The 19,220-nt window shown below is 60.5% G+C and carries 22 protein-coding genes; 9 read left to right on the top strand and 13 right to left on the bottom strand.

The genetic code is table 11. The features are described from left to right. Window positions 1-39 precede the first annotated feature (39 nt). The 9 genes from corA to mpl all read right to left on the bottom strand — a co-directional run bounded on the left by corA (window position 40) and on the right by mpl (window position 8,749). Window positions 40-1,005: a magnesium/cobalt transporter CorA gene (gene corA / locus AC3WOY_RS18395; RefSeq protein WP_492426337.1), complete on the bottom strand. Its 966-nt coding sequence runs from the start codon at window positions 1,003-1,005 to the stop codon at window positions 40-42. A gap of 294 nt (window positions 1,006-1,299) precedes the next feature. After that, complete coding sequence (locus AC3WOY_RS18390; protein ID WP_492426335.1) at window positions 1,300-1,704, bottom strand: hypothetical protein; 405 nt, start codon at window positions 1,702-1,704, stop codon at window positions 1,300-1,302. Window positions 1,705-1,729: 25 nt separating this feature from the next. Continuing rightward, window positions 1,730-2,425, bottom strand: a complete 696-nt coding sequence (gene mtgA, locus AC3WOY_RS18385) for a monofunctional biosynthetic peptidoglycan transglycosylase (protein ID WP_492426333.1) — start codon at window positions 2,423-2,425, stop codon at window positions 1,730-1,732. After that, window positions 2,425-3,246 carry a shikimate dehydrogenase gene (gene aroE, locus AC3WOY_RS18380; RefSeq protein WP_492426331.1) on the bottom strand — a complete coding sequence of 274 codons (822 nt, stop codon included), beginning with the start codon at window positions 3,244-3,246 and terminating at the stop codon, window positions 2,425-2,427. The genes mtgA and aroE overlap by 1 nt, the downstream gene beginning before the upstream one ends. Next, window positions 3,247-4,140 (bottom strand): TonB C-terminal domain-containing protein, encoded by an 894-nt coding sequence (locus AC3WOY_RS18375; RefSeq protein WP_492426329.1) that lies wholly within the window; start codon window positions 4,138-4,140, stop codon window positions 3,247-3,249. 73 nt (window positions 4,141-4,213) lie between these two features. After that, window positions 4,214-6,199, bottom strand: coding sequence for a ribonuclease catalytic domain-containing protein (locus AC3WOY_RS18370; protein WP_492426327.1), 1,986 nt, complete (start codon window positions 6,197-6,199; stop codon window positions 4,214-4,216). Then, a complete protein-coding gene (locus AC3WOY_RS18365) occupies window positions 6,196-6,798 on the bottom strand; it encodes a chorismate--pyruvate lyase family protein (RefSeq protein ID WP_492426325.1) in 603 nt (200 codons plus the stop codon). The genes AC3WOY_RS18370 and AC3WOY_RS18365 overlap by 4 nt, the downstream gene beginning before the upstream one ends. Further along, a complete protein-coding gene (locus tag AC3WOY_RS18360) occupies window positions 6,795-7,376 on the bottom strand; it encodes a YqiA/YcfP family alpha/beta fold hydrolase (protein ID WP_492426323.1) in 582 nt (193 codons plus the stop codon). Before AC3WOY_RS18360 ends, AC3WOY_RS18365 begins: the two co-directional genes overlap by 4 nt. Continuing rightward, window positions 7,373-8,749: a UDP-N-acetylmuramate:L-alanyl-gamma-D-glutamyl-meso-diaminopimelate ligase gene (gene mpl / locus AC3WOY_RS18355; RefSeq protein ID WP_492426321.1), complete on the bottom strand. Its 1,377-nt coding sequence runs from the start codon at window positions 8,747-8,749 to the stop codon at window positions 7,373-7,375. The genes AC3WOY_RS18360 and mpl overlap by 4 nt, the downstream gene beginning before the upstream one ends. Window positions 8,750-8,900: 151 nt before the next feature. Between mpl and AC3WOY_RS18350 the strand changes: the two genes are divergently transcribed. The 9 genes from AC3WOY_RS18350 (at window position 8,901) to AC3WOY_RS18310 (ending at window position 16,162) form a co-directional block, all read left to right on the top strand. Continuing rightward, entirely contained in the window at window positions 8,901-9,515 is a 615-nt protein-coding gene (locus AC3WOY_RS18350) for a hypothetical protein (RefSeq protein ID WP_492429354.1), read from the top strand. Beyond that, window positions 9,512-10,033 carry a TlpA disulfide reductase family protein gene (locus tag AC3WOY_RS18345; RefSeq protein ID WP_492426319.1) on the top strand — a complete coding sequence of 174 codons (522 nt, stop codon included), beginning with the start codon at window positions 9,512-9,514 and terminating at the stop codon, window positions 10,031-10,033. The genes AC3WOY_RS18350 and AC3WOY_RS18345 overlap by 4 nt, the downstream gene beginning before the upstream one ends. A gap of 83 nt (window positions 10,034-10,116) precedes the next feature. Next, window positions 10,117-10,554, top strand: a complete 438-nt coding sequence (gene aroQ / locus AC3WOY_RS18340; RefSeq protein ID WP_492426317.1) for a type II 3-dehydroquinate dehydratase — start codon at window positions 10,117-10,119, stop codon at window positions 10,552-10,554. Between the two features lie 90 nt (window positions 10,555-10,644). Further along, entirely contained in the window at window positions 10,645-11,115 is a 471-nt protein-coding gene (accB, locus tag AC3WOY_RS18335; RefSeq protein ID WP_492426315.1) for an acetyl-CoA carboxylase biotin carboxyl carrier protein, read from the top strand. Between the two features lie 86 nt (window positions 11,116-11,201). Next, window positions 11,202-12,581 (top strand): acetyl-CoA carboxylase biotin carboxylase subunit, encoded by a 1,380-nt coding sequence (gene accC / locus AC3WOY_RS18330; protein WP_492426313.1) that lies wholly within the window; start codon window positions 11,202-11,204, stop codon window positions 12,579-12,581. A gap of 13 nt (window positions 12,582-12,594) precedes the next feature. After that, window positions 12,595-13,506: a 50S ribosomal protein L11 methyltransferase gene (prmA, locus tag AC3WOY_RS18325; RefSeq protein WP_492426311.1), complete on the top strand. Its 912-nt coding sequence runs from the start codon at window positions 12,595-12,597 to the stop codon at window positions 13,504-13,506. A 6-nt stretch (window positions 13,507-13,512) separates the two neighbouring features. Further along, window positions 13,513-14,664: a DUF3426 domain-containing protein gene (locus AC3WOY_RS18320; protein WP_492426309.1), complete on the top strand. Its 1,152-nt coding sequence runs from the start codon at window positions 13,513-13,515 to the stop codon at window positions 14,662-14,664. Between the two features lie 77 nt (window positions 14,665-14,741). Continuing rightward, window positions 14,742-15,674 (top strand): carbohydrate kinase family protein, encoded by a 933-nt coding sequence (locus tag AC3WOY_RS18315; RefSeq protein WP_492426307.1) that lies wholly within the window; start codon window positions 14,742-14,744, stop codon window positions 15,672-15,674. A gap of 35 nt (window positions 15,675-15,709) precedes the next feature. Then, window positions 15,710-16,162, top strand: coding sequence for an outer membrane lipoprotein (locus AC3WOY_RS18310; RefSeq protein ID WP_492426305.1), 453 nt, complete (start codon window positions 15,710-15,712; stop codon window positions 16,160-16,162). Window positions 16,163-16,213: 51 nt separating this feature from the next. On the opposite strand, the gene AC3WOY_RS18305 is transcribed toward AC3WOY_RS18310, so the two are convergent. From AC3WOY_RS18305 to AC3WOY_RS18290, 4 genes are all read right to left on the bottom strand, one after another. Then, window positions 16,214-16,522, bottom strand: a complete 309-nt coding sequence (locus AC3WOY_RS18305) for a DUF167 domain-containing protein (RefSeq protein ID WP_492426303.1) — start codon at window positions 16,520-16,522, stop codon at window positions 16,214-16,216. Continuing rightward, window positions 16,519-17,061, bottom strand: a complete 543-nt coding sequence (locus tag AC3WOY_RS18300) for a YggT family protein (RefSeq protein ID WP_492426301.1) — start codon at window positions 17,059-17,061, stop codon at window positions 16,519-16,521. The genes AC3WOY_RS18305 and AC3WOY_RS18300 overlap by 4 nt, the downstream gene beginning before the upstream one ends. Window positions 17,062-17,160: 99 nt before the next feature. Further along, window positions 17,161-17,475, bottom strand: coding sequence for a histone H1-like repetitive region-containing protein (locus AC3WOY_RS18295; RefSeq protein ID WP_492426299.1), 315 nt, complete (start codon window positions 17,473-17,475; stop codon window positions 17,161-17,163). A 525-nt stretch (window positions 17,476-18,000) separates the two neighbouring features. Next, a complete protein-coding gene (locus AC3WOY_RS18290; protein ID WP_492426297.1) occupies window positions 18,001-19,188 on the bottom strand; it encodes a ribonucleotide-diphosphate reductase subunit beta in 1,188 nt (395 codons plus the stop codon). Window positions 19,189-19,220 lie beyond the last annotated feature (32 nt).

Raw genomic sequence — 19,220 nt, 5'->3', positions numbered from 1 at the left:
GAAATGCGAAAAGGCCGGGTACCTTACCCGGCCTTTTCGTTATTTAAGCCAGCCGCGCTTGCGGAAATACAGGAACGGCGCGACCGCGCTTACCAGCATCAGTCCCAGCGAGAACGGATAGCCAAGGGTCCATTTCAGCTCCGGCAGGAGATCAAAGTTCATGCCGTAGATACTGGCGATCAAGGTCGGCGGCAGGAAGGCAACCGACGCCACCGAGAAGATCTTGATGATCTTGTTCTGGTTGATGTTGATGAAGCCGACGGTGGCGTCCATCAGGAAGTTGATCTTGTCGAACAGGAAGGCAGTGTGGCCGTCGAGCGATTCGATGTCGCGCAGGATCTGCCGCGCTTCCTCGAACTGCTCGGCATTGAGCAGGCGGCCGCGCATCAGGAAGCTCACCGCGCGGCGCGTATCCATCATGTTGCGGCGGATCCGGCCGTTCAAGTCTTCTTCGTGCGCGATGGCATTCAGCGCATCGGCGGCGTCCTGGTCGGTGAGTTCTTTTTGCAGCACGCGGCGGCTGACGTCTTCCAGGCTTTGATAAATGCCTTCAAGCGCATCCGCCGAATACTCCGCATCGGTCGCGTACAGGTCCAGCAGCACGTCCTTGTAATCGGCAATCGAACCCGGCCGTGAGCGCGCACGCATGCGCACCAGTCGGAATACCGGCAGATCGTCGTTATGAACGGAAAACAGCATGTTTTTCGCCAGGATGAACGCGACCGTGATGACGCGCGACGGACCATCATCCTCTTCCAGCAGGAAGTCGGTACGCAGGTGCAGGTCGCCGTTTTCGGCTTCGTAGTAACGCGCGGATGCCTCGATGTCCTTGACCTCATCCTCACCGGGCAGCGTGACGCCATAGATGCTCTTGACCCAGGCGCGCTCGTCGTCGTTCGGATCGGTCAGGTCGACCCAGACCGGAGCAACATTTTCCAGGTCGTTCCTGGTTTCGATGTTGACCTGGTTCAGGCGGCCATTCTGCAAGACGAAAACATTAATCATGAGCTCTCCCGGCTGCACTCATGTTGTGAATGCAGCCACCCCGTTGCAGGGTGCAACAGGTTGATTCAATTCAGGGAACGCGGCCATGGATTCGGCCTGGTCGCGCCCGCCCACCAATGCATGTGGCGAGGGGCGCAGGAGGTTGGTTGCCGCCGCAGCGCTATCTCGCCGATCGACCGTTCGATGACGGTTGACTGTGTGTACTAGGACTACCCAAGACGGGTCTCCGATAACGAAAACAGCGCAAGTGTACTGATATCGATGGCCGCAGGCAAGCACGGGGACTGCCTGAAATCAACGGTTCACGGCCTTGTCGATCAGCTTGTCACGCATGCTGGGCGCCCCCTCCGCCTCGGGCGCAGATGCCACCGGCACTTTCGGCGCTTCAAAGCCTTTTGTATCATGGATCTGCACCTTCTGGCTGGTCGGGTTGGCCTTGTCGCACTCGACGTTGGAATAGACGGTCTTGCCGTCGATGACGCACTTCTTGATCTGGGCCGGCTCGGTCCTGGCAACATTCTGCTGCGTCTGCTGCACGGCATGGCCAATGTCGGTTTTCGTCAGTTTTTTCCACGCTTCGGCAAAATAGTTGCGTTCGTAGCGGGCCGACATCAGTGCGGTCATCCCTGCCAGCGCGACGATTCCCACGACAACAGCGGTCCACAACAGGCTCAGTCCCTTCTGGTATTTCAATTGCATGACATCTCCCTCTTGTTATTGATGTTTACGGCAAATCGGCCGCCCCCATGCGGCGAAGGATCAGGTCGGTGCGTCGCGCCAGATACGCGGAGCCCCGGTTCTTGTCGTAGAAACGCGGCCGGGGCAGCATGACAGCCAGCCTCGCTGCCTGCGCCGGCCCGAGCTGGGCCGCGGAAATGCCGTAATAGTGCTGTGCCGCGGCTTCGGCCCCGAACACGCCGACACCCCATTCGACGACGTTCAGGTAGATCTCGAAAATGCGCTCCTTGTCCAGCATGGTTTCGAGCATGTAGGTGATCACGACTTCCTGCGCCTTGCGCAGGTAGCTGCGTTCACCGGACAGGAAGAGATTCTTTGCGAGTTGCTGCGTGATGGTGGAGCCGCCGGCGACGACCTTGCCCTTCTTCAGGTTCTTCTCGTAGGCCTTCTGCATTGCCTCCCAGTCCACGCCTTCGTGTTCCGAGAAGTTGGAGTCTTCGGCGGCGATGATGGCGCGCTTGAGGTGGTTCGATATGCGGTTGTACGGCACCCATTTGTGCTTGAGCTGCGCCTTGGGATCTTTTTCCCGCAGGATCGACAGCTGCCGGTCCATGAAACTGGTCGAGCCGGGATTATGGTCTTTCCACCACCAGATCTGCACGACGAAATACAGCTGCATCGCCAGGACGATGGCGATGGGAACGAGCACAAGCCACAGTACTAACTTGCGCAGGAACTTCATCAGAGCTTGGCGCGCAATTCCGCGTAAACGGGGGCCGTGTCGGGACGCACGCCGCGCCACACGAAGAATGCCTCGGCGGCCTGTTCGACCAGCATGCCGAGCCCGTCGCGCACCGCCGCGCCATGCGTGGCGGCAAAGCGCATGAACACTGTCGGCTCCTTCCCGTACATCATGTCGTAGGCGAAGCCGGCACCACCGAAAACCGCCGGCGGCACAGGCGGCAGATCGGCCGACAGGCTGGCCGATGTCGCGTTGATGATGATGTCGAAGCGGCCATGGAGGGCGTCGAAACTACTGGCGAAAATGCGGCCATGCCGCGAGAACTGCGCCACCAGTTCCGCCGCTTTCGACTCGGTGCGATTGGCAATGACCAGCTCGGCCGGCTGCTCGTCGAGGACGGGCAGGATCACGCCGCGTGCGGCTCCGCCAGCGCCCAGGAGCAAGACCTTCTTGCCGCTTATGGGAACACCCGCGTTGCGGACGATATCGGTCACCATGCCGATGCCGTCAGTGTTGTCGCCCAGGATTGCGCCGACCTCGAACTTCAGTGTGTTGACCGCGCCTGCCGCCTGCGCTCGCGCCGTCAGTTCGGTGGCAAGCGCATGGGCTTCGAGCTTGAACGGCACGGTAACATTGGCCCCTTTTCCTCCCTCGCGAATGAATTCGCGCACTGCCTGTTCGAAACCATCGAGCGGCGCCAGCATGCGCTCGTACACGAGGTGTTGCCCGGTCTGAGCAGCAAAGCGCGCATGGATGTCAGGAGATTTGCTGTGCGCAATCGGGTTGCCGATGACAACGTAACGATCCGGTGCTGTGCCCACTCAGCCTCCTCCCTGCAGAACGGCTTCCACGCCCTCGTCGCGCGTGAACTTGAAGCGTGTCGTCATCACCCAGACATCATCGCGGTCGGAGGAACGCATTTTTTTGTCGAATGCGCCAAAGGGCGCGGCCCGGCGCACAATGCGGCGCGCGGCCTCGTCGAGCGCGGAATTACCGGAGCTCCGTTCAATCACGATGCCTTCGTCGCGGTCCCGTGCATAAATCTTCCCGTCCTGGAAAATCGAGATCGACATGGTCAGCTCTCCGTAGAGCTTCCTGCCATCCTTCTGCGGGAAGTTGAGCGTGCCGACGTCCTCGATCTTCTTGCGCACGCTGTCGAAATACATCGCATAACCCACCTCGCGCGTGCTCGGCGATATGAAGGTTTTCTTCGGGCGCTTGTTTTCGTCTTCGATGCGCTTGGAGATCTCGGCTTCGCGGCGGAGGATTTCGCGCGCGTTTTCAAGCGCATCGCCCATGTCGGCCTGCGTCGGGGTTTCCTTCGGCTTGACCTGGTCCTTGACGGGAGGCACGGCCTGGGCAGATTTCTTGTTCAGCTGTGCCAGCGTGCGCTGCTGGCGCTCAAGTTCCTCGATCCGGCGCTGGATGGCTTTCATGCCTTCACCATCCTCGGTGCGCCGCATGTCGGGCAGCGGGGACTTGGAGCGGCCTGATTCGGCATTGCCGCCGCCGTCGAGGTTGGCCTGCGCCAGCGCCTCGGCCTTCATCGGCTTGCGGTCATGCTTGGCGTTGACGAGGATGACTTCAAGCCCGGGATCCATGGGCTTGAACTTGAAGGTGTCAGGGGGAGCGAACCGCACTGCCAGCATCGCGCCATGCAACAGGACCGACGCCGCGATAGCGATGGACAACGTGCGGTTTTCGAGAATGAGCATGACGCGGGGCCGGACTAGCGATTGCAGAAGCCTTGAATTTTACGATAAAGCCCGCCGCAAATCGGCTTAGTTTTCATTCTTGTACCGATTCCGCATTGGACTCTGTTTCGGCGATGGCAATTTCGTCATCTTCGATCACGGCTGCGTCCGCTTCGGCGGTCCCCGTTGTCACTTCGATCAGGCGGGCTTCGACCGTCAGTTCCACCTCATCCCAGCGGATCAAGTCGAGCTTGACCTGGGTGCCGCGCGGGACTTGCTGCATCCCCGGCAGGCGAATGATGAGGGGAATGTCGACGAGACGCAGCACTTCGTCCTTGAGCACGACGGCATTGACGTGCTTGGCGCTTTCCTGCGCCAGCCAACGCAGGCACCAGTAGCGCTCCATGTTGGACTGGAAGTCCGCATAGGCCGCGTACGCAGCGTCGAATGCCGAGACGATGGCGAACAGGTCGGCATCCTTCGGCTTGAACGGCGCGACCAGCGGTGCGGTGACGCCGTGCTCGGCGCAAGCGAGGATCTGCCACTGGTTGACGAGGTCGGTGTAGCGGCGCAGCGGCGAGGTGCTCCATGCATACTGGTCGACGCCAAGCCCCTGGTGGGGAGCAGCGTGCGTCACCATCCGCACCTGCATCTTGGCCGCCCAGCCGCCTCCGCCGCCGCCCTGGCTGCGGTAAATACCGGGAACGCCGTGGTCGTGCATCAGCTTGCCCCAGGTGCTGTTGGCAAAGATCATCAGTTCGGCCACGATCTTGTCCAGCGGCGCGCCGCGCTTGCGGCGCACGATGCTCACGACATCGTCCTCGACATAGAAATTGAAATCGACGCGATTGGTCTGTTCCGGCTTCAGGCCGAAACTCTCGCGCTTGGCCATGCGTCCCTTTTCGAGCACCTGCGCCCATTGCCAGAGCAGTTCGATGTCGGCCTTGTGCGCATAATCGCCGGCGCCGGCCGCGAGGTTTTCTTCGGTCACGACGGCATCGAGGTCGTTGTGGCGCAGGTTGGCGGCGATGGGCACGGCCTCGGCGCGCGTCTCGGTCGATATCACCGTCCAGGTCGCCGGATCCAGGGTCGCGTAAAGCGACAGGGCCGGGCAGGTGCGCCCCTCGGCCAGCGTGAAGGCCTCCACCAGTTCGTCGGGCAGCATGGTGATCTTGTCGCCCGGCATATAGACCGTCGACAACCGCTGGCGGGCGATGGCATCCAGGGCATCGTTGCGCTTGATACCAAGACCGGGTGCTGCAATGTGGATGCCGACGCGTACCTTGCCGTCGGCCTGGTGCACGACGGAGAGTGCGTCGTCGATTTCCGTCGTCGTCACGTCATCAATGGAAAACGCCTTGACGTCGGCGACGGGAAGCGACGGCACTTCCGGAATCGAAATCGCCGGGAAGCGCGTTCCCTTCGGGAAGGATTCAAACAGGAACTTCGAGAGGTGCAATTGCTTGGCCGAAGTGATGCCGCCGACGCCGAGCATCAACCGTTGCGGCGTCGTCTGCATCGCACCGCACGCCTCGTCCAGCGCCTTGTACTCAATGCTGTTCTTGTCCGGCTTGAACAGCAGTTGCATCACGATCGGCTTGAGCGCATCGGGAAGCTGGTTTGCCTTGAGCTGTTCGACGTACTGCGCCTGCACGAGCGCCTGCTGTTTCTTCTTTTCGATGCCGGCAAGGGCCGCCTTCAGAGATGCCTCGGGCGCGGCCTTGTAGCGGCCCTTGCCCTTCTTGTAGAAGTAAATGGGGGAATTGTGCAGCTTCAGCAGCAAGCCGGCCGCCTCGTGCGGCTTCGGTTCATGGCCGAAGTATTCGCTGCCCAGTTCGGCATAGCCGAACTCTTCCTCGCCAGCGACTTCCCACAGGAAATCGAGGTCGACTTCTTCCGCGACCGACTTCGCCTCATTCAGCAACTGGGCCGGGTCGGGCGACGCGAACTGGAACAGGATGTCGCGCGACTTCACCTTGGTGCGCTTGCCGGTCTGCAGTTCGACCTGGTAAGCCTCGCCCTGCTGCGAGAGTACGGTGCCGGCCTTGAAGTCGCCGGATTCCTCAAAAAATAAATTCATCGATTGCCAAGCCTGTCAGCTAAAGTAAGTTGCGTGTGCGGGGCCTTGAGCTCCGCGATCGCAGGCAGGAAGAGTTCCGTCACGAGCAGCACGCCATTCCTGCGGCGGTACAAGCAGCGCCGCGCAAAAAGCGGCGCCTTGAATCCTTCATGTCCCAGTGCGGCACGCGCGCGCTCCACCAGCGGATGCTGCGCACTCAGGCGCGCATACTGCAGATTGCCGCGTATCACGCGCGGGTCGCCGAACAGCGTAGTGCCGAGCGAGCGCTCTCCCAGGGTGCCGAAGAACGGCCAGTCGGACGTCGTCGCGCTCAAGGGCACGATGGTGTGCGCGAACACCACCGGGCGGCCATCGCATTGCAGCAGCACTTCGCGCTCCTGCACATGGCTGCGGCGCGGCAGCTCCACCAATTCCGCTTCGTCGGTCAGGCACATGCCGCGCTCCTGCCGCAGGCGGCGCACGCGGAAATGCTCACTGCGCGCCATGAGTTTCTTCGTCAACGACATCGTGTCCGTCAGCCAGCCGCGCATTTCCCGCGTCGGGTTCACCCCATTCACATGCCACACCCAGCGCGCATGCCCCACTGCATGCCCCCTCACGCGCGTGCTCCCGCCGGGATTCCGCAGAAGGAAAGCACTTCATCCAGGTATTGCGCAAACTCCGAAATACCGTGGTCGCTGCCGTCTATGATGTGATGGCGGGCGCCGGGGTAATGCCCTGCCATCTCACGCCAGTCGAGCACTTCGTCGCCCTTCGCCGCCATGAGGAAATAACGTTCCGGGCGCGTGATCCGGTCGACCGCCAGTGCCTTCAGTTCCTCGATGTACTCGCGCTTGAATTCGAAGGGCGCGTCGCTGTGGTACGCGGTCGTCACACCGACATATTTTTCCAGGTCGCGCGGCGGCTTCACGGCCGGGTTCAGCAGGACAGCACGGCAGCCGAATTTTTCGGCCAGCCAGGTCGCGTAGTAACCGCCCAGCGAGGAACCCACAAGCGTGACATCTTCCGGATTCGCCGCGATCAACTCCTCGGCAAGCGCCACCGCCTGGCGCGGCGATGCCGGCAACTGCGGACACTGGTATTCCTTTTCCCTGTCGAGCGCAACCATGCGCTCACCGATCAGGCGCGCCTTGAACGACAGCGGCGACGAACGAAATCCGTGCAGGTAGAGAATCATTGCGACAGCGCGTCCAGGATCTTTTGATGGACGCCGCCGAATCCGCCGTTGCTCATCACCAGTACATGGTCGCCCGGCTGGGCCGCTTTCACGATCGCCTGAACGAGCACGTCCAGGTCATCGTAGGTGCCCGCCTTCGACCCCAGCGGAGCGAGGGCTTCGCCCAGATTCCATCCGAGTGCGTCCTTGCCCGCCTTCGCGCCATAACCGAATACCAGGTCGGCATCGGACAGGCTGCCCGGCAGTGCACCCTTCATGGTGCCGAGCTTCATCGTATTGGAGCGGGGTTCGAGCACCGCCAGGATGCGCTGGCCGCCGATCTTCTTGCGCAAGCCGCCGACCGTCGTCGCAATCGCCGTCGGGTGATGGGCGAAGTCGTCGTACACCGTAATACTGTTGACGACGCCGCGCACTTCCATGCGGCGCTTCACGTTCTCGAAGCGGGACAGCGCTTCGATCGCCAGTGCGGGCGGCACGCCGACATGGCGCGCGGCAGCGATGGATGCCAGCGCATTGAGCCGATTGTGCTCGCCTGTCAGCGACCACTCGACCGTACCCTGCACTTCGCCGTTGAAACGCACGTCGAAGCTGCCGTCTTCGTGTTCCTTCAGCGACCAGCCTTCGTCGCCATTGCCGCCGAACCACTCCTTCTCGCTCCAGCACCCGCGCGCGACCACGCGCTGCAGGGATTCTTCGCGCCCATTGACGACCAGCCGGCCGACCTTGGGCACGGTGCGGACGAGATGATGGAACTGGGTTTCGATCGCGCCCAGGTCCGGGAAGATGTCGGCGTGGTCGTATTCCAGGTTGTTCAGGATTGCGGTCTTCGGCCGGTAATGGACGAATTTGCTGCGCTTGTCGAAGAAGGCCGTGTCGTATTCGTCGGCCTCGATCACGAAGAAATTGGAGTCATCGCCCTTGCCCGCCAGGCGGGCGGAGATACCGAAATTCATCGGCACGCCGCCGATCAGGAAACCGGGATCGTAACCGGCATCTTCCAGAACCCAGGCGAGCATCGACGACGTCGTGGTCTTGCCGTGCGTGCCGGCCACCGCCAGCACCCATTTGTTGCGCAGGATGTGCTCGCCGATCCACTGCGGGCCGGAGGTATAGGGCAGGCCGCGGTTCAGGATTTCCTCCATCAGCGGATTGCCGCGGGAGACAACGTTGCCGATGACAAAGAGGTCCGGGCTCAGGTCGATCTGCTCCGGTCCGAAGCCTTCAGTCAGTTCGATGCCCTGTGCCTGCAGCTGCGTGCTCATCGGCGGGTAGACATTGGCATCGCAGCCGGTGACTTTATGCCCGGCTTCCTTGGCCAGCACTGCGAGTCCGCCCATGAAGGTGCCGCAGATGCCGAGAATGTGGATATGCATTGTGAAGTTTCAGAATGAATAAAAAACTCTGACTGAAATCGGCCGCAAAAGGTCAAATACCATGCAGGCCGCCAAATTCCGCAGAACCCGCAATTTTACCCGACCCGAGGTCCAGCGCCTCAGAACCCGTTCTCACGTATCATCGAGCCCCATGAGCAATTTCACCACCAATACAGAGATGCTGCGCGCGGAGATCGCCGCCGCTGCGGCCCGCCTGATCGCAGAGGACGGCTCGGATTACGCCACCGCCAAGAAAAAAGCGGCGAAGCAGGTGCTCGGCAACGCCAAGGTGCGCGGCGAGATCATGCCGGATAACGCGCAGATCGAAGACGAAGTGCGTGTATACAACGAACTCTTCTTCGCCGACACCCAGCCCGCGCGCCTGCTGCACCTGCGCAAGCTGGCCGTGCGCCTGATGGATGACCTCGCCCGGTTTTCCCCCTACCTGACCGGCGCCGTCCTGAATGGGACAGCAGGAGAGCACTCGGATATCCATCTTCAGCTTTTTCCGGAAAGCGCAAAAGATGTCGAAATTTTCCTTCTTAACAAGAATGTTGACTTCGAAGTCTCGGAATCCAGTCATTTCAGTGGCCGGGCCGATCCGGTTGAAACCGTCAGCTTCATGTGGCATGACGAGGGCGTTCACCTGGCCCTGCATGAAGCTGACGATGTGCGTGGCGCGGTAAAACCCGGGCCGGACGGCCGGCCAGGGCGTGCCAATGTGGACGCCGTGCGTGCCTTGATTGCGGAATCAGAGAAAAAATGAAGAAAAATGCTATCCTTTTCAGCGGGGTTGCCATCCTCTTCGCTGTTTTCGGGATTTTTTTCGCCAATCAGCGACTTTCCCCGGTTCCGGCGCAATCTTCTGCTGTCGGCACATTTCTGTCGCAAACGATGAAGGATGCCGACGGCCAGGAGCAACACCTCGACCAGTGGAAGGATCGCACGCTCATCGTCAACTTCTGGGCGACGTGGTGCGCCCCGTGTGTCGATGAAATGCCGGAATTGTCTGCATTGCAACAGGAGATTGCGGCGCAAAACATCCAGATTCTCGGCATTGGCATTGATTCTGCTTCCAATATCGCCGATTTCGCCAGAAAGTACCGCATCAGCTATCCACTTTATGTAGGCGGAATTAATGGCAGCGAATTGTCGCGCGCGTTGGGCAACCAGGGAGGCGGCCTGCCTTTTACGGTCATTATCGGACGCGACGGACAGGTAAAGAAGACCTACCTGGGCCGCCTGAAAATGGAGGAACTGCGGAAATCCCTTAGCGGGCTCTAGTCGCCAAGGCATCTTTTTTCCTTGCCAGCGCGCATCATTTGGCGGCAAAATGCGGCATCCTCGTCAAACGGAGTCGTAACTCCATGGCAAAAAAACTTCTTCTGGTCAATGGCCCGAACCTGAACCTGCTGGGCACACGTGAACCGGAGGTGTACGGCTCGACGACGCTGGTCGATGTCGAACAGGCTGCGAGCGCGCAAGCGACCGCAGCCGGCGCGACCATCGCCTGCTTCCAGAGCAACCATGAAGGCGCACTGATCGACCGCATCCAAGCCGCGAAGGCTGAGGGCGTGGATGCGATCGTCATCAATCCGGGCGGGTTGACCCATACCAGCGTCGCCCTGCGCGATGCCCTGTCGGGCGTCGCCATCCCGTTTGTCGAAGTACATATCTCCAATATCCACAAACGCGAGAGCTTCCGGCATCACTCCTACCTGTCCGAAATCGCCGTTGGCGTGATCTGCGGACTGGGCACCGACGGATACCGTGCCGCGATCGAGTTCGCACTCAAAAAGCTGTAAATTTCAGTAATTTTCAATATCTCGCCGCCAATCAACTTATAATTGTGGCGATTCCAATTGTAATAAGTACACAAAACTGAGGGATTTCATATGGATCTACGAAAACTCAAGACGCTGATCGACCTCGTCGCCGAATCAGACATCGCCGAGCTGGAAGTCACCGAAGGCGAAAGCAAAGTCCGTATCGTCAAATCCTCGGGCGCACCGCAGAATCAAGTGGTGATGATGCAGCCGCAGTCCATGCCGCACACCGTTGCTGCCCATGCCGCTGCTCCTGTCGCCGTTCCGGCCGCCGCCCCTGTCGCAGCAGCCCCGGCCGAACCGGAAGGCCACATTGTGAAGTCGCCGATGGTTGGCACTTTCTACCGCTCTTCCGCCCCTGGCAATCCCCCGTTCGTCGAAATCGGCGCGACGGTCAAGGAAGGCGACACCCTGTGCATCATCGAAGCGATGAAGCTTCTCAATGAAATCGACGCCGACGCAACCGGCGTAATCAAGCAAATCCTGGTGGAGAACGGCCAGCCCGTCGAGTTCGGCCAGCCGCTGTTTGTGATCGGTTAAGAGGTGCGCAAGCGGTATCTATATATATAGATGCCGCGCACTTCCCCTCCTCCCAAAAACGACACAAGCAAGACACCCCATCCGCCATGTTCGAAAAAATTCTAATTGCCAACCGCGGGGAGATCGCGCTGCGTATCCAGCGCGCCTGCCGTGAAATGGGCATCAAAACCGTGGTCGTCCACTCCGAGGCCGACCGCGAAGCCAAGTATGTGAAGCTCGCCGACGAATCCGTCTGCATCGGCCCTGCGCCGTCGTCGATGAGCTACCTGAATATGCCGGCGATCATCAGCGCGGCAGAAGTCACTGACGCCGAAGCGATCCACCCCGGCTACGGCTTCCTCTCCGAGAACGCCGACTTTGCCGAGCGCGTCGAAAAATCCGGCTTCGTCTTCATCGGCCCGCGTCCCGAATCAATCCGCATGATGGGCGACAAGGTGTCGGCCAAGCACGCGATGATCAAGGCTGGCGTGCCCTGCGTGCCCGGATCGGAAGGCGCGCTCCCGGAAGATCCGAAGGAAATCATCCGCATCGCCCGCAAGATCGGCTACCCGGTCATCATCAAGGCGGCAGGCGGGGGCGGCGGACGCGGCATGCGCGTGGTGCATACCGAAGCCGCGCTGCTCAACGCCGTCACCATGACCAAGTCGGAAGCCGGCGCCGCATTCGGCAATCCGGAAGTCTATATGGAGAAGTACCTGGAGAATCCGCGCCACGTGGAAATCCAGATTCTCGCCGATGAATTCAAGAACGCCGTCTGGCTGGGCGAGCGCGACTGCTCGATGCAGCGCCGCCACCAGAAAGTGATCGAGGAAGCGCCGGCACCCGGCATTCCGCGCAAACTGATCGAACGCATCGGCGACCGCTGTGCCGAAGCCTGCCGCAAGATCGGTTACCGCGGCGCGGGCACCTTCGAATTCCTGTACGAGAACGGCGAGTTCTATTTCATCGAGATGAACACCCGTATCCAGGTGGAACATCCGGTGACGGAAATGATTACCGGCGTCGACCTGGTGCAGGAGCAGATCCGCATCGCAGCGGGCGAGAAGCTGCGCTTCCGCCAGCGCGACATCGAACTCTCCGGCCATGCGATCGAGTGCCGCATCAATGCCGAAGACCCGTTCAAGTTCACCCCGTCTCCGGGCAGGATCGTTGCATGGCACGCGCCGGGCGGCCCTGGCATCCGCGTCGATTCGCATGCCTATGCCGGCTACTTCGTGCCGCCGACCTACGACTCCATGGTCGGCAAGGTGATTTCCTACGGCGCTACCCGCGAGCAGGCGATCCGCCGCATGCAGATCGCGCTGTCCGAAATGGTGGTCGAAGGCATCCAGACCAACATCCCCCTGCATCGCGAACTGATGGTGGACGCCCGCTTCATCGAAGGCGGCACCAACATCCATTACCTCGAGCAGAAACTGGCAGACAAGCCCGACCTCCCCAAGGGCAACGGCAAGTCGGCCAAGTAAACAAGGCATCACTATGAGCTGGACCGAAATCGTCATTGAAGTTGCACGCGACCACGCAGAGGCCTTGTCCGATGCATTGATGGAGGTTGGCGCATTGTCGGTTTCGGTCGAAGATGCCGACGAAGGCACCGAGGCGGAAAAGCCCCTGTTCGGCGAACCTGGCATGGAACCCTCGGAAACGGCATGGGACCACAGCCGCGTGGTTGCGCTGGCCGACGAACACGCGGATTTCGCTGCGATCGTCGCGGCGGCTGCCACCGAATGCGGCATCGCCGTCCCGCCGTACAGCCTGCGTGCCGTAGCCGAACAGGATTGGGTGCGCCTGACGCAATCCCAGTTCGAACCGATCCATATCGGCAAGAACATCTGGGTCGTGCCCAGTTGGCACGATGCCCCGGACCCGGACGCATTGGTCCTCGAACTCGACCCGGGCCTGGCGTTCGGCACCGGCAGCCATCCGACCACCCGCCTGTGCATGGAGTGGCTCGAGGCGCATGCCCCGCAAGGCCTGTCCGTGCTCGACTACGGCTGCGGCTCCGGCATCCTCGCAATGGTCGCCAAGAAGCTGGGCGGCGCCCTCGTGTGCGGTGTCGACATCGACCCGCAAGCGATCGAATCGGCACGCTACAACAGCGAACGCAATCGCTGCGAAATCGACTATTATCTTCCGGAAGAATTCTCCGCTGCGGCCCAGCAGAAAACCTACGATATCGTGGTTGCCAACATCCTCTCCAGTCCGCTGAAACTGATGGCGCCGATGTTGTCGTCCCGCGTCGCGCCTGGCGGACGGCTGGTCCTGTCGGGCGTCCTCGAACGCCAGGCCGATGAGGTCGCGGCAGCCTATGCCCCATTCATCAAGCTGTCCGTATGGGCCGAGCGCGAAGGCTGGGTCGCCCTCTCCGGCCAGTCCTCCGCCACTGACTAAACAGCGATGGCGCTCGCTACCCAGTGCCCGCATTGCCAAACGACATTCAGGGTCGCGCATGACCAGTTGAAACTGCGCGCCGGCCTCGTCCGCTGCGGCGCGTGCAAGCAGATCTTCAACGGTATCGAAAACCTGCTTCGCCCGGAAGAGCTGGAGCAGGCTGTCAGCCACCCAGCGCACGATATCTCGCGCCCCCCTGCCCCGGAACCGAAACCCGAACCGACGCCTCCCGTTCAGGAAAAATCCGCGCCGAGCGTGGATTTCGACCTGGGAGACCTGAGCGGCACGGAGAAGGAACCCGAGAAGGAAACGCCCGTCCCGCCGAAAGTATTTCCTGACTCATCCGACACCACCCTGGCCGAAGCAGAAAAGGAAGAATTCGAAACCTCGCCTCCGGCAGATGAGCCCCCGAAGGACGATCCGCTCCTGCGCATGACGCTGATGGACTTCGCTCACGAGCGCCGCGAGCCGGTCGTGGCGGCGTCACCGGAAGAGCACGTCACGGTCGAAGAAGAAGATCCGATCGAACAGGCAATCGACGACCTCGAAGCCAAACCCTGGCGCCGGGAGCAGGATGCATCCGCCCCGGCAGAGGGCGATGCGCTCGACCAGGCGGAAGCCGCGGAATACGAGGAACCGAGCTTCGTGAAGCAAGGCCGGCGCAAGGAGCGCATCGGCCACGCGCTGCAGATGTTCATGGCAATCGGATCCCTTTTCCTGTTCATCGGATTGATTGCGCAGGGCGGATATGTCTTCCGCGACCAGATTGCCGCATGGTTCCCGTCAACCAAGCAGGCACTATTGAACGCCTGTTTCAAGCTCGGCTGCCAGGTAGGCCTGCCCGCGCAAATCGAGTCCGTGTCCATCGAGTCCAGCGAACTGCAAACGCTGGCCGCCGGCGCCAATACCTTCGCACTGACCGTCCTGCTGCGCAATCATGGGGCGACCGCGCAAGCCTGGCCGAACATCGAGCTGACGCTCAACGACAATAACGAAAAACCGATTGCCCGCCGCGTGTTCGTTCCTCGCGAATATTTGTCGGAGCTGGCAGATGCGAAAAAGGGATTCGCTCCGCGCTCCGAACAGCCGGTCAAGGTGCATTTTGAATTGGCACAACTCAAGGCCTCGGGTTACAGGGTGTACCTGTTTTACCCGTAACAAACTTTGAGGAAATCCCTTATCGGGATCGCGGCGAGTTCCGGCTACAATCACCCATCTTTCTTTGGCAGGCAACCATGACATCCTTAATCTGCGGCTCGCTCGCTTTCGACTCCATCATGATGTTCGGCGGACGCTTTTCCGAAGCGCTGCTGGCAGACCAGCTGCACAAGATCAACGTCGCCTTCCTGGTACCGGAACTGCGCCGCGAATTCGGCGGCTGCGCGGGCAATATCGCGTACAACCTGAAACTGCTCGATGGCGACCCGCTGATCATGGCAACCATCGGCCAGGACGGTGCCCCCTATCTGGAGCGCCTTGACCGCCTGCAGATCTCGCGCCGTTGCGTGCGTACCATTGACAGCAGCTATACCGCCCAGGCATTCATCACCACCGATGCCAACGGCAACCAGATCACTGCATTCCACCCTGGCGCAATGACGATGTCGCACCAGAACAAGGTGGCGGACGCCGGCCCGGTGAAACTCGCCATCGTCGCCCCCGACGGACGCGACGGGATGCTGCAGCACGCGGTCGATTGCGTGGACCTCAGCATTCCCTTCATCTTCGATCCGGGCCAGGGCTTGCCGATGTTCAACGGTGCCGAACTGGAACACTTCATTGAACTGGCCACCTACGTTGCGGTCAATGATTATGAAGCGGAACTCTTGACCGAACGCACCAGCCTGACACTCGACCAGATCGCCAAACGTGTCTCCGCACTCATCGTCACGCGCGGCGAACAAGGCGCCGAGATTTTCACTGACGGCCAGCGTATCGACATTCCGTGCGTACAGGCCGACCAGGTGGTCGATCCGACGGGGTGCGGCGACGCTTTCCGCGCCGGCCTGCTGTATGGGATCACCAATGGCATGGACTGGGCGACCACCGGCCGGCTTGCCAGCCTGATGGGCTCGATCAAGATCGCGTCTCAGGGCGGCCAGAATCACAAGCAGAGCCGGCAGGAGATCGAAGACCGCTTCCAGAAGGCATTCGGATACCGCTTCTGATATCTGCCAGGCCGGGGTGTTCGACGGGAGGCTTCATGCGTGTTCGTGTATCGATACCAGCTCTTGCGATGACCATGGTCTTGCTTGCCGGATGTGCATCCAATCCACCTTCCCCAGTCATGTCCACACAGGGAAGCACGATCATCGAGACCGGACGTGTGACGGATATACGCGACGTCACCGTCCGCGGCGGCCGTCCTTCCGGCGTGGGCTCGTTCATCGGGACCATCCTTGGCGGTGTCGCGGGCAGCAAGATCGGAAGCGGAACGGGCAGCACCGTCGCGGGCATCGGTGGTGCTGTGGCCGGCGGAATGGCGGGCCAGCGCGTGGAAGAAGCAGGCAAGAGCAACGCATCGACCGAACTCACCGTGCAGCTCGATGGCGGCGAGCGCCGCACCTACAGAGTCAATCCAGGCGAACCTTATCGCATCGGCGACATGGTCAGGATCACGACCGTCAATGGCGTGTCCACTGTCGCCCGCTATTAATTAGTTAGTTAGTGACGGCGCTTCCGTTACCGATCGGACACCTGATCCGATTCAGCCGGCCTCACCCAGCAAGGACTTCCTGACGCCCTCCACGGTCAGGGCTGAAGCGTTCACTTCGATCACTTTCCGTTTATTGGTATGTCCGTGGGTGATCGCAACGGCACTCTTCGGCACGGAAAGCATGTCGGCGAGGAAGCGGACCAGCGCTTCATTGGCCTTGCCTTCGATCGGCTGCGCCTGCAGCCGGATCTTCAGCACATTGTCCAGTACGCCGATGACTTCGCTCTTCTTGGCATTAGGCGTGATCTGGACGGATATCCTGATACTGCCCGGGGTGCCTGAACACCAGTCGCGCGTCATGCGAGCGACATGACCAGCTGGGTCACGAGCATCAGGCCGATGCGCAGGAGAATGAACAGGACGAGGGGAGACAGATCGATGTTGCCGATCAGCGGAACGACGCGACGCAGCGGACGGAGCAGCGGGTCATTCAGCGCACGGATGAAGGGGGCAAGCGGCGCATGCGGGTTGACCCAGCTGAAGATGACTTCAATGAGAAGCAGGCCCATGAATCCATAAAACACCCACTCGAAGAAGCGCAGCAGCGACAGCAGCACCAGGACCTGCGGATGGAAACGCGACATGACTGCGAGGTCGATCGCAACGGCGATCACGATCACTACCAAGGCAGCGATCAGGCTGGCCCAGTCGTACCCACCGACGCCTGGAAGCACGCGGCGCATCGGCCGTACCAGCCAGTCGGTCAGCTGGAACGTGAATTGTCCGAGCGCAGCCGGCGGCCGGACCCGTACCACCTGCATCCAGAAACGCAGGAGCAGCACGCCGCCAAGGACGGCCGCGACGGTATCGACAATCAACGTGAGGATGCTGTTCAGCACTATCTGATCTCCAAAAATAAAAAGCCCGTCGTGCGGCAAGAGCCACACCACGGGCATTTTGCCTGAACTTAATCAGGCATCCAAGCAAGCTCGAAGCTATTACGGACGGGTGCCGGTCGGGAACGGCCAGGCCGCTGCCGGGTTCAGCACAGTCTTCACAGCAGGAGCAGCTGCTGCAGCGGCAGGCTTGGCTGCCGGCTTCTTGGCAGCGGCCTTCTTCGGTGCTGCTGCCTTCTTAGCTACCGGCTTCTTGGCTGCTGCTGCCTTCTTAGCTACCGGCTTCTTGGCTGCTGCTGCCTTCTTGGCTACCGGCTTCTTAGCTGCTGCTGCCTTCTTCGGAGCTGCTGCCTTCTTGGCGGCCGGCTTCTTCGCCGCGGCTGCTTTCTTAGCAGCGGGTTTCTTTGCTGTTGCCATTTGTTTCTCCTTCACGTGATGAGAAAGTTCAAACTACGAGGTTGGAAACCCGCATCGACCATCGCGATGATCCACGCGGATTATTCATCGGCACAAGCAAACTTCTGTTTGCGCTAATGAATTCGGCACCAGCTGAACTGCTGCATCACCTCAGACATGCAGCACTTCAGCCTCAATTGACTACGCCTCTCTTCTTGAAGTCACTGCCGCGCGTCGGCGGTGACGGAGGTCCTGGTCGCGCGCTCAGAGGGCGCTGCGATCCTCGCAGCCAAAAAAAACGCCGGCAGCAAAGCCGGCGTGGGAATACAGTTTCTGAAAACCCAACAGGTTTTTCAAAGAAAAAGCCGCCTTGCCCGACGGAGTCGAGCACAGCGGCTGAATCACAGAAGATCGAATCGTTCGTCTACTGTCCATTAAGTTCGGTTGTAGCCTCTCGGTTTTGCAGTCTCTTTCCGCTTTACCGATGGCGAGTCGACTGCTGTCTCTCCATCCGCTTGAAGCTATCTACTCGCGATCGGTTCTTCTTCATTCCCAGCTCAGTGCACCACCGGTCTGGTATTCGATCACTCGAGTCTCGAAGAAGTTGCGCTCCTTCTTCAGATCGATCATCTCGCTCATCCACGGGAAGGGATTCTCTTCCTGCGGGAACAGCGGATCGAGTCCGATCTGCTGTGCGCGACGATTCGCGATGAATCGCAAGTACCCTTTGAACATCGGTGCATTCAATCCGAGTACTCCACGCGGCATTGTATCCTCTGCGTAGCGATATTCCAACTCTACTGCACGTAAAAACAACGCTTTGATCTCTTCGCGGAACTCTGCAGTCCACAAGTGCGGGTTCTCGAGCTTGATCGTGTTGATGAGATCGATCCCGAAATTGCAGTGCATCGACTCGTCACGCAGGATGTATTGATACTGCTCTGCCGCTCCCATCATCTTGTTCTGACGACCGAGCGCGAGGATCTGCGTGAAGCCGACATAGAAGAACAAACCTTCCATCAGGCATGCAAACACGATGAGCGAACGCAGCAGTGTCTGGTCCGCTTCGACGGTGCCGGTCTTGAATTCGGGATTGGTCAGCACGTCGATGAACGGGATCAGGAATTCGTCCTTGTCGCGGATTGAATCGACCTCGTGGTACGCGTTGAAGATCTCGCCTTCATCCAGGCCGAGCGACTCGACGATGTACTGGTAGGCGTGGGTGTGAATTGCCTCCTCGAATGCCTGGCGCAGCAGGTACTGGCGGCACTCCGGCGCGGTGATGTGGCGATAGGTGCCGAGTACGATGTTGTTGGCGGCAAGCGAGTCGGCGGTGACGAAGAAGCCGAGGTTGCGCTTGATGACGCGGCGCTCGTCTTCAGTCAGGCCGTTCGGGTTCTTCCACAGCTCGATGTCGCGCTGCATGTTGATTTCCTGCGGCATCCAGTGGTTCGCGCAGCCGGCCAGGTACTTGTCCCAGGCCCACTTATACTTGAACGGGACGAGTTGGTTGACGTCGGTCTGGCCGTTGATGATGCGCTTGTCGGCGGCATTCACGCGGCGGGTTGCGTCGCCGGCGGCGGCTTGCGGCTTGGTGACCAGTGCCGGGTTCAGTGCGATGTCGGATGGGCTGGAGCGCAGGACCGAGGGCGTCACGGCGGCGAGCGCCGGCTGCGGTTGCGGAGCTTGAGCGGGTTTTGCGACAGGAGTTGCTTCGTCATCCCAACTTAGCATGGCTGTTCTTCCTTACAGAGGTATTGTAGTTG

This window comes from Noviherbaspirillum sp. FW303-A3 (genome assembly GCF_058788695.1).
The sequence above is the reverse complement of the archived record's forward strand: the minus strand, read 5'-3'. Positions and strand labels throughout refer to the sequence as shown.

What these genes read in the sequence shown, in the direction of transcription:
- AC3WOY_RS18345 (WP_492426319.1), top strand. Translation starts at nt 9,512, where the DNA reads ATGAAGAAAAATGCTATCCTTTTCAGCGGGGTTGCCATCCTCTTCGCT.
- AC3WOY_RS18375 (WP_492426329.1), bottom strand. Translation starts at nt 4,140, where the DNA reads ATGCTCATTCTCGAAAACCGCACGTTGTCCATCGCTATCGCGGCGTCG.
- AC3WOY_RS18315 (WP_492426307.1), top strand. Translation starts at nt 14,742, where the DNA reads ATGACATCCTTAATCTGCGGCTCGCTCGCTTTCGACTCCATCATGATG.
- accB (WP_492426315.1), top strand. Translation starts at nt 10,645, where the DNA reads ATGGATCTACGAAAACTCAAGACGCTGATCGACCTCGTCGCCGAATCA.
- corA (WP_492426337.1), bottom strand. Translation starts at nt 1,005, where the DNA reads ATGATTAATGTTTTCGTCTTGCAGAATGGCCGCCTGAACCAGGTCAAC.
- mpl (WP_492426321.1), bottom strand. Translation starts at nt 8,749, where the DNA reads ATGCATATCCACATTCTCGGCATCTGCGGCACCTTCATGGGCGGACTC.
- AC3WOY_RS18290 (WP_492426297.1), bottom strand. Translation starts at nt 19,188, where the DNA reads ATGCTAAGTTGGGATGACGAAGCAACTCCTGTCGCAAAACCCGCTCAA.
- AC3WOY_RS18310 (WP_492426305.1), top strand. Translation starts at nt 15,710, where the DNA reads ATGCGTGTTCGTGTATCGATACCAGCTCTTGCGATGACCATGGTCTTG.
- AC3WOY_RS18390 (WP_492426335.1), bottom strand. Translation starts at nt 1,704, where the DNA reads ATGCAATTGAAATACCAGAAGGGACTGAGCCTGTTGTGGACCGCTGTT.
- prmA (WP_492426311.1), top strand. Translation starts at nt 12,595, where the DNA reads ATGAGCTGGACCGAAATCGTCATTGAAGTTGCACGCGACCACGCAGAG.
- AC3WOY_RS18350 (WP_492429354.1), top strand. Translation starts at nt 8,901, where the DNA reads ATGAGCAATTTCACCACCAATACAGAGATGCTGCGCGCGGAGATCGCC.
- AC3WOY_RS18320 (WP_492426309.1), top strand. Translation starts at nt 13,513, where the DNA reads ATGGCGCTCGCTACCCAGTGCCCGCATTGCCAAACGACATTCAGGGTC.
- accC (WP_492426313.1), top strand. Translation starts at nt 11,202, where the DNA reads ATGTTCGAAAAAATTCTAATTGCCAACCGCGGGGAGATCGCGCTGCGT.
- aroQ (WP_492426317.1), top strand. Translation starts at nt 10,117, where the DNA reads ATGGCAAAAAAACTTCTTCTGGTCAATGGCCCGAACCTGAACCTGCTG.
- AC3WOY_RS18305 (WP_492426303.1), bottom strand. Translation starts at nt 16,522, where the DNA reads ATGACGCGCGACTGGTGTTCAGGCACCCCGGGCAGTATCAGGATATCC.
- mtgA (WP_492426333.1), bottom strand. Translation starts at nt 2,425, where the DNA reads ATGAAGTTCCTGCGCAAGTTAGTACTGTGGCTTGTGCTCGTTCCCATC.
- AC3WOY_RS18295 (WP_492426299.1), bottom strand. Translation starts at nt 17,475, where the DNA reads ATGGCAACAGCAAAGAAACCCGCTGCTAAGAAAGCAGCCGCGGCGAAG.
- AC3WOY_RS18370 (WP_492426327.1), bottom strand. Translation starts at nt 6,199, where the DNA reads ATGAATTTATTTTTTGAGGAATCCGGCGACTTCAAGGCCGGCACCGTA.
- AC3WOY_RS18360 (WP_492426323.1), bottom strand. Translation starts at nt 7,376, where the DNA reads ATGATTCTCTACCTGCACGGATTTCGTTCGTCGCCGCTGTCGTTCAAG.